The following is a 7748-nucleotide window of genomic DNA, read 5'->3' as shown; positions in this document are numbered from 1 at the left end:
CCGCCCGCCTCGGGAATCTGGACGCCCGGCGCGAACGCCGGGTCAACCACGTCCATGTCCACAGAAAGAAAAACCTTGTTTCGGCCGACGCGCCGTTTGATCCTTCGAACCACTTCGTCGATTCCGGCAGCCAGCATTTCGTCCGTGGTGATCAGTTCGTAGCCGAGATCGATGGATTGGCGGATGTCTTCACGCGAGAACAGGGAACCCCGCATGCCGACCTGGATCGAGGTCGAGGCGTCGATCCAGCCCTCCTCCACTCCGCGGCGATAGGAGGTCGCCGCGTTGTGCCGGACGCCCAGGTAATCGTCCCAGGTGTCCGTATGCGCATCCAGGTGAATCAGCGAGATCGGCCCGTGGGCGCGGCCCAGGCTGCGGATTTGCGGCAGCGAGATCGAGTTGTCGCCGCCGAAGCAAAGCGTCTTCACTCCGTTCGCGATGATATGGTCCAGTTCCGCCTCGATGGCGGCGAAGGAGCGCTCGGTCTCTCCGGGAATCACCGTCGCGTCGCCGTAGTCCACCACCTTGCACAAATCGAAAACATCGATGTCGTGATAGGGGTTGATCGGCCGCAGCAATACCGAAATGCTGCGGATTTCGCGCGGCCCGAAACGGCAACCGACACGGTAGGGCGAACCGGTGTCGAACGGAACTCCAACCACGGCCACATCGACCCCGGCAAGCTCTTGCGTATGGGTCAGCCGCATGAAGGTGGGCAGACCGCATATCCGCGGCGTCTTCAGGGAATCAGTCGACAACGGCCACTCCTTCGATTTCGATCTGGATCTCGGGCGATGCCAGCGCCGACACCTGCACGCAGGCGCTCACCGGGCCGTCTTTCGGGAACAGTTCCTCGCGCAAGGGCGCGATCTTGCCCATGGCCGCAATGTCGGTCACGTAAACCGTCACTTTCACCAGGTCGGCCAGGGACCCGCCCACTCCCGTCAATATCGCCTCGATGTTACGGAACACCTGTCTCGCCTGCTCCACCACATCGTCGCCGCCGACGTGATTGCCGTCGTTGTCGATGGGAATCTGCCCTGCGATAAACAGCAACGGTCCGGAAGTGACCCTGATGCAATTGGAGTAGTAGCCCTTGATGGGTTCGGGCACCCCTTCCGGCGTCAATGCCTGTCTTCGATCTTCTCTTGTCATGTTGATCTCCGGCAACTATTTCCCCTGGTATTTCGGCTTTCTCCTGTCGCGAAATGCTGCCAGGCTCTCCGCATAATCCGCGCTTTGACCGGCGATCTGCTGAAACCTCGCTTCCCGATCCATCGTATCCTCAAAGCTCGAAGACAGCGCTCCCGACAGCAACTGCTTGGTGAGGCCTATGGCCAGGGTCGGCCCGTCGGCAAGCTCCTTTGCCTTGCGTTGCGCCGCTTCCCGCAGCTCCCCGTCATCTACGAGAGTGTGGACCAGCCCCCACTTAAGGGCCGTCCCGGAATCCAGCGCCGCACCCGAAACCAGCCATTCCAGCGCCCGGCCGTAGCCCAGCGCATTGGCCACCAGCCACGACGCGCCCATATCGGGCACCAGTCCAAGGTCGACGAACGCCGGCACCAGCCTGGCGCTCCTGGCCATCAGCTTGACGTCGCAGCACAGCGCCAGCGACATCCCGCCTCCGGCGGCAACGCCGTTGATCGCCGCAATGACAGGTTTCCTCAGACCGCGAATCGCCCGCATGGTCGCATTGACCTCGGGCAGGCCGGCGGCCGGGTCCTCGTTGTCGGCGTCGCTCAGATCATGGCCCGAACAAAAGCCCCGGCCCGTCCCGGTAAGGACCACCGCCCGCACCGCCTCATCCTCCGCCATGCGGATGGCTTCCGCAAGTTGGTCATACGCTTCGGGATTCAGGGCATTGAGGACGTCCGGCCGGTTGAGCCGAATGGTCTGGACCGTCCCGGTCATTTCCACCTTAACGGCGCTCATCCGACGCTCCGGCAACCGCATTGCAGCGCGAGACCACTCGCGGCCTCCCCGGTATCCCGATACACGGGAACTCCGCAACGGAGCGCGGCAAGCACGCCGGGCGCATCCATGGAGTGCGAAGTGACGACAACCGGCTTGCCGCTGCGCACAGCCAGTCGTCCGATGCGCTGGCCCATCCGGACCTCAAGGTCGGCCGATTCATGCACGAATACATGGATGTTCATCAGGACCGCGTCGATCTCTTCGGCCTCCAGCACGGCCTCCAGCGTGTCAATCATCGGTTCGACCGTAATGTTGTCCACCAGGTCCACCGGATTGTTGACCACCGCGCGGGGCGACAGCAAGCCCCGCAACCGCTCCTGCAACGCTGCGCCGAACTCCGGGACTTCCAGCCCCTGCTTCTCGGCCAGACCCGAGCACAGGACGCCGGGCCCGCCCGTGTCGGAGATCACGGCGACGCGCTTGCCGGCGGTTCGATTCGGCGCCAGCAGGGTCTGCGCCAGGGTCACCAATTCTCTGGGCGAGGATGCGTGCCATGCACCGGCCCGCGCCGCCTTCTCGCGGGTTGCTTGCATCGAGGTAACGGTGGAGCCTGTGTGCGCCCGGGCCGCGCGCACGGACCCCGGCGTGGAATGCGGCGTCATCAGAATGACTTTCTTGCCGCCTGACACCATCCCGGAAATGCTTTCGAACAGCCGGTCCGCCTGCTCCAGATCTTCAATGTAGATCGCTACAATCCGTGTCCCGCCGTCCGCAGCCAGATTTCCCATCAGGTCGGGAATCTGCACGTGGGCCTGGTTCCCCACCGACGCCACGCGCGAAAATCCCAGTTCGACTTCCACCAGGCGCTTGGTGATATCCATGATTAGCCCGCCGCTCTGCGAAAGGAATCCCACCGGACCCGGCGTCAGGTCCGCCCAGGGCATGCAGCGGACACCGCCGTGACCGTCGTACACGCCCATGCAATTGGGACCCAGCATCGCCGCGCCCGCTTCGCGGACCTTCCCGACCACGCGGTCCTCGACCGCCCGGCCTTCGCGTCCTTCCTCACCGAACCCCGCCGTGATACCCACAATGGATCGCGTGCCCTTGGCCAGGACCTCGTCTATGGTCTCCTCGAAGGCGAACCGGGGCACGCTGATCACGGCGAGATCGGGAATGGCTTCGATGTCCGAGTAGCGCCGGTAGGAGCTTTCGCCCTGGATTTCGCCCCCCTTGCGGTTGACCAGGAACACTTCCCGCCGCGACTTGTCGCGCAGTGCTTGTTCGGCCGCGAGATAGCCCCATTTGCCCGGCACGCCCGAGGCGCCGATGACAGCGACGGAGCCGGGCGTGAACAGATTGTCTATTGCCTGCTGGTTTATCGCAGGTGCGTCCATCAGCCGATCAGGCAACCGACGTTCTTTGTCTGATAGTAGTTGCGTATCGCGTCCTGTCCCTTTTCCCTTCCGAACCCGGATTCTCCTACGCCGCCAAACGGCGTCTCGATACCGCCGGCGAACCACTTGTTGATGAAGATCTGACCGCCCTTCAGCCGCGCCGCAATCCTGTGCGCCGCTTCCAGGTCCTGCGTGAACACGCCGGCGCACAGCCCGTAACGCGTGCCATTGGCGATGGAAACGCCCTCCTCTTCGTCATCGAAGGCGCTGATGCAAAGAACCGGCCCGAAGGCTTCCCGTTGCATCGCGTCCATGTCCGGAGACGCATCGCAAATGAGCGTCGGCTGCATGAAGTACCCCGGACTGTCGGCGACCCTTGCCCCGCCTCTGGCGACCTTCGCGCCCGCATCGACGGCCGACCGCACCAGGCCTTCGACTCTCTCAAGCTGCCGCTCGGAAATGAGCGGCGTAATGTCACTGTTGTCCTTGCCGTGCCCGATGGAGAGGCCGTCCACCATCTCGCAGAGCCGGTCCACCACTTCGTCGTAAATGCTGCGGTGTACGAGCAGGCGCGACATGGCGGAGCACACCTGTCCGGAAAAAAAGAAAATCCCCACGCGCGTGCTGGCCACGACCTTGTCCAGGTCCGCATCCGGCATGACCATGCCCGCCGACTTGCCCCCCAGTTCCACGACCGCGGGAATGATCCGGCGCGCGGCGCAGTCAAGAATCTTGCGCCCGGTGGGCACCGAACCCGTAAATACGAGCTGGTTGACGTCGGGATGTTCGCAAAGCGCCGTGCCGCAATCGTCGCCGTAACCGGCAATGATGTTGATTGCGCCGTCCGGAAAACCGACGGAGCCGGCGATCTCGCCGAGGAAGGTGTTGTGTAGCGGGTCCAGTTCCGGCGACTTGATGACCACCGTGTTGCCGGCCGCCAGGGCGGGTGCAACGCCCCGGGCCACGAGTTCGATCGGGAAATTCCACGGAATAATGTGCGCCGACACGCCGTGCGGCTCGGGAATGGTGTAGTCGATGAAGCCCTTTCCCAGGGGAATGTAGCTGCCCTCGATCTTGTCCGCCAGGCCGCCGTAATACTCGAAATACTGGGCGGCGCAGTCCACCTGGTCGATGGAATCGACCATGCCCATGCCGCTCTCGTAGCAGATGACTTCGGCGATCTCGTCCTGCCGGCGGCGAAGCTCACGGGCCACGTCGATCAGCATCCGCCCCCGGTTGATCGGTCTGAGATCGGCCAGGGCCCGGGAATCAAAACATCGCTTTGCGGCCGCGACGGCGAGGTTGACATCCCCGGCTTCCGCGCGCGCTATTTCCGCGATCCACTCCCCGGTCGCGGGATCCTCGACCTCGATTGTCCGCCCCGCGACCGAATCGACGAAATGACCGTCAATGAAATTCTTCCAGTGGCTCCTGATTCCCATGCGAATCCTCTCCTGCCGTCATGCCGGGACGCGGCGCCGAGTATACTCTTTGTATACAAACAAGCGGCGCCGGAGTCCGCCTATTCGCCCGGAGCCGCGAACACGGGCAGCAGCAGCCGTGACGGGCGCTCCGTGTCGTGATACAGCGTTTGCCTGGTAACCGAAATGCTGCCGTCCGGCGCCTTGCCCGAGTTGTTGTTCGGAAAAATCCACGGATAGACGCTGCTCGAAACAGTCACCCGCAGTCGGTGGCCGGCCCGAACGGTATGACCGACGGGCGAAAACTCAAATCGCAGCAGTGCCGGCTCCTCAGGGTCAAGCGGTGTTTCCGCATCGAGGCCATTGCGATAGCGGGCCCGTACGAAAGCCGCGGGCTTGGGATGCAGCCGGTACACCGACCCATCCGGCGCGATGTCGTAAACCGCCGCGCTGAAATCCGTGTCCCGGGCCTCGGACGACACATGCAGTTCGAGCTCCAGCCTTCCAAGAATGGGCAGCGCTTCCTCGAACGGGGCGCTCGTATACGTCAGCACGTCCGGCCTGGCGGACGGCATCTGCCAGTCCTGTGGGGGATTGAAGACCGGGCTTCGAACCGGATCGCGCGGGTCATAGGCAAAGTTGTCGGGCGGGTCGTCCTCGGGCGGCTGCCAGGCGAGCCTGCCTCGGGCTTGAGGACCCGCCGCATCGCCATCGCCGGCAAGGTACAGCGGGCGCATTCGAGGATCACCGGGCGGAAAGCGGCTGAACTCAAGCCATTCGTGGCTGCCCGTCAGGTACAGGCGCACCCTGGGATGATTAAAGCTCCGGTTGCCCTTCAGACACCAGTCGAAGAACTCCCGGGTGATCTCCTGGCCCGGCAGAAAGGCCTGATCGGGCAGCGTCATTCCCGCGGCAGCCCGGATCGGCTCGCCGGTCAGGTAATCGTAGCCCCCATCCGGTGCGGGGAAATGTTCCCACGGCCCGACGACCAGGAAGTGCTCCTCCGGGTTCGGCGCATGCTGCTCGAGACCAAGGTAGTGAGCAATGGTTCCAGGACGGGTTCCGTCGAACCACCCGGTAAAAGCCAGACTCGGAACACTTATCCTGCCGTAATCCTGCTTTTCAAGGTGCAGCGGGTCCCAGTGCGTAGCTTGCGCATCGTGCTGCACGACCTGCCGATACACCGCGGACGGCTTTCCGTAGACGACCGCGTCGGCCCCGTGGATCGACTCATGCGCCAGGGCCGCATCCCAGTCAATCGCCTCAAGCGCGTCAATGTCGGCGCTGGCCAGGTTCGCGGGCCAGGAAATCGCCCAACCGAACCGCAGGATACCGTCCCCGTAGGGCACGTCCCTTCTCGGGCCCCAGGCTGTCGCGCTCGGCGTTATGCAGCTTAAGTGCGGCGGCTGCTCGAGCGCCGTATACAGCTGATTGGTGCCGGTGTACGAAGCGCCGCGCATCGCTACCCTGCCGTTCGACCAGGGCTGGCGCGCAATCCATTCCACGACGTCGTGGCCATCCTCGCCGGAGCGCACGAACAGCTCGAACTCGCCTTCCGACTGCCCCTGCCCGCGCGAATCCACAAGCACCATCACGTAGCCGTGATCGCCCCAGTACCCGGCTTCGTTTCGAAAGTTGATTCCATGGTCGCCGCGTCCATAAGGCGTGATCTCGACGATGGCGGGGTACTGGCCGGGACCCGGCAGGTAGGCGTCGCCCATGAGCGTAACGCCGTCGCGCATGGGAATCGCGAGGTTCTCGCGAAAGCCGGGCTCGAACTCGTTTCCTCCGCAACCGGCAAGCAGCAGTAGGTAGAAAGCGATACCCGCAAGGCCGGTCGGCAGCTTGTGCGACACCGCGGCCCGCCCTAATCGCCTGCGGCGCTTCCGTTGAGCAGCGGGGAGTCCGGCGTGATTTCCACACCGATCCCCGGGATTTCCGGCACGACCAGGGCGCCGTTCTCAATACGCCATCCGGCATCCCACAATCTTTCGAACAGGGCCTGGTGCAGCAGGTGCATTTCAATACTGTCGGCGCCGGCAAACGCTGCGGCCACCTGCGCGTTGGCTGCAAGGGCGACCGCCGAACCGGACGCGTGATAGGTCAGCGGCTTGCGAAAGGCCCGGCCCAGTGCCGCAATGCGGGGAAGCTCAGTGACGCCTCCGCAAATGATCGCATCCGCCTGCAGATAGTCCACCACCTCCTTACGCAGGAATTCCCGGTAACGGTCCAATCCCGCCGCGACCTCGGGGCCGGACAAGGCAATTCCGGTATCGCGCCGAATGGTACGCCAACCCGACAAATCGCGCAGTTCGGTAGGCGCTTCATAGAAATAGACGTCGAAAGGAGCAATCGCCCTGCCCAGCCTGATCGCATCGGCGACCCCGGGTTTGAACAACGCGTCGACCATGAGCCTGGGGCCGGGTCCAAGCGCTCCGCGGACCGCGCCTGCCCGTTCCACGTCCTCCTCAAGAGTGGCGCCGGCCACCTTGATCTTCGCTCCGCAGCAACCCCGGTCGATTGCGGCCGCCATGTCCGAAGCCAGCGATTCGGGGGTATATCCCTCCGCGTACAGGCCGGCCGAACCGTATACCGGTACCGCAGTCGAATGCCCGCCCAGCAGCCGGTGCAGCGGCTGACGCAGGGTCCGCGCCCAGGCGTCCCAAATGGCGATATCGACACCGCTGGCCGCCGCATACAGCGCGCTGCCCTTGAGGCTCATGACGCCGGTGGCCATCATGCTTCGCCAGATCCGCTCCGGCTCGGATACGCTCGCGCCGATGACGCGGGGAGCGAGGTCCGACTCGATTATCGTCACGACCGAATCCGGGTCGCCTCCGTCGCACCAGGACTCGCCTACCCCGACCACGCCCGCATCGGTGCTTACGAACACGAGTACGGCGTGCTTGCCGGGAAACTGCTGATGAGGATTCCGGAACTCGGTTTCATAGCGCGTCGAAAGCACGCGAACTTCAACCCGGTCAATGCGCATCCGACTGGAAGACCTGGTACTCAT

General features: G+C 64.0%; 7 protein-coding genes. All 7 read right to left on the bottom strand.

The features are described from left to right. The coding region (locus tag F4Y72_05610; protein ID MXZ27764.1) for an agmatinase at positions 1–758 on the bottom strand (758 nt) is incomplete at its 3' end. Further along, the gene (locus F4Y72_05605; protein MXZ27763.1) at positions 748–1155 is read right to left on the bottom strand and encodes a RidA family protein; all 408 of its coding nucleotides are present in this window, start codon (positions 1153–1155) and stop codon (positions 748–750) included. The genes F4Y72_05605 and F4Y72_05610, both read right to left, overlap by 11 nt. Before the next feature lie 15 nt (positions 1156–1170). Next, on the bottom strand, positions 1171–1953 hold the full coding sequence (locus tag F4Y72_05600) for a 2-(1,2-epoxy-1,2-dihydrophenyl)acetyl-CoA isomerase (protein ID MXZ27762.1): 783 nt from the start codon (positions 1951–1953) through the stop codon (positions 1171–1173). Beyond that, complete coding sequence (locus tag F4Y72_05595; GenBank protein MXZ27761.1) at positions 1929–3311, bottom strand: hypothetical protein; 1383 nt, start codon at positions 3309–3311, stop codon at positions 1929–1931. Before F4Y72_05595 ends, F4Y72_05600 begins: the two co-directional genes overlap by 25 nt. Further along, positions 3311–4753 (bottom strand): aldehyde dehydrogenase family protein, encoded by a 1443-nt coding sequence (locus F4Y72_05590; protein MXZ27760.1) that lies wholly within the window; start codon positions 4751–4753, stop codon positions 3311–3313. The genes F4Y72_05595 and F4Y72_05590 overlap by 1 nt, the downstream gene beginning before the upstream one ends. Before the next feature lie 80 nt (positions 4754–4833). Next, entirely contained in the window at positions 4834–6588 is a 1755-nt protein-coding gene (locus F4Y72_05585) for a CocE/NonD family hydrolase (GenBank protein ID MXZ27759.1), read from the bottom strand. An 11-nt stretch (positions 6589–6599) separates the two neighbouring features. After that, positions 6600–7748 (bottom strand): mandelate racemase/muconate lactonizing enzyme family protein, encoded by a 1149-nt coding sequence (locus F4Y72_05580; protein MXZ27758.1) that lies wholly within the window; start codon positions 7746–7748, stop codon positions 6600–6602.

The organism is Gammaproteobacteria bacterium (assembly GCA_009838035.1).
Taxonomy (GTDB): domain Bacteria; phylum Pseudomonadota; class Gammaproteobacteria; order Steroidobacterales; family Foliamicaceae; genus Foliamicus.
This window is presented reverse-complemented; position numbering and strand designations above follow the sequence as displayed.

Excerpts from the sequence above, each read along its gene's own strand:
- F4Y72_05605 (MXZ27763.1), bottom strand. The coding sequence starts at position 1,155 with ATGACAAGAGAAGATCGAAGACAGGCATTGACGCCGGAAGGGGTGCCC.
- F4Y72_05600 (MXZ27762.1), bottom strand. The coding sequence starts at position 1,953 with ATGCGGTTGCCGGAGCGTCGGATGAGCGCCGTTAAGGTGGAAATGACC.
- F4Y72_05595 (MXZ27761.1), bottom strand. The coding sequence starts at position 3,311 with ATGGACGCACCTGCGATAAACCAGCAGGCAATAGACAATCTGTTCACG.
- F4Y72_05590 (MXZ27760.1), bottom strand. The coding sequence starts at position 4,753 with ATGGGAATCAGGAGCCACTGGAAGAATTTCATTGACGGTCATTTCGTC.
- F4Y72_05580 (MXZ27758.1), bottom strand. The coding sequence starts at position 7,748 with ATGAGTACCAGGTCTTCCAGTCGGATGCGCATTGACCGGGTTGAAGTT.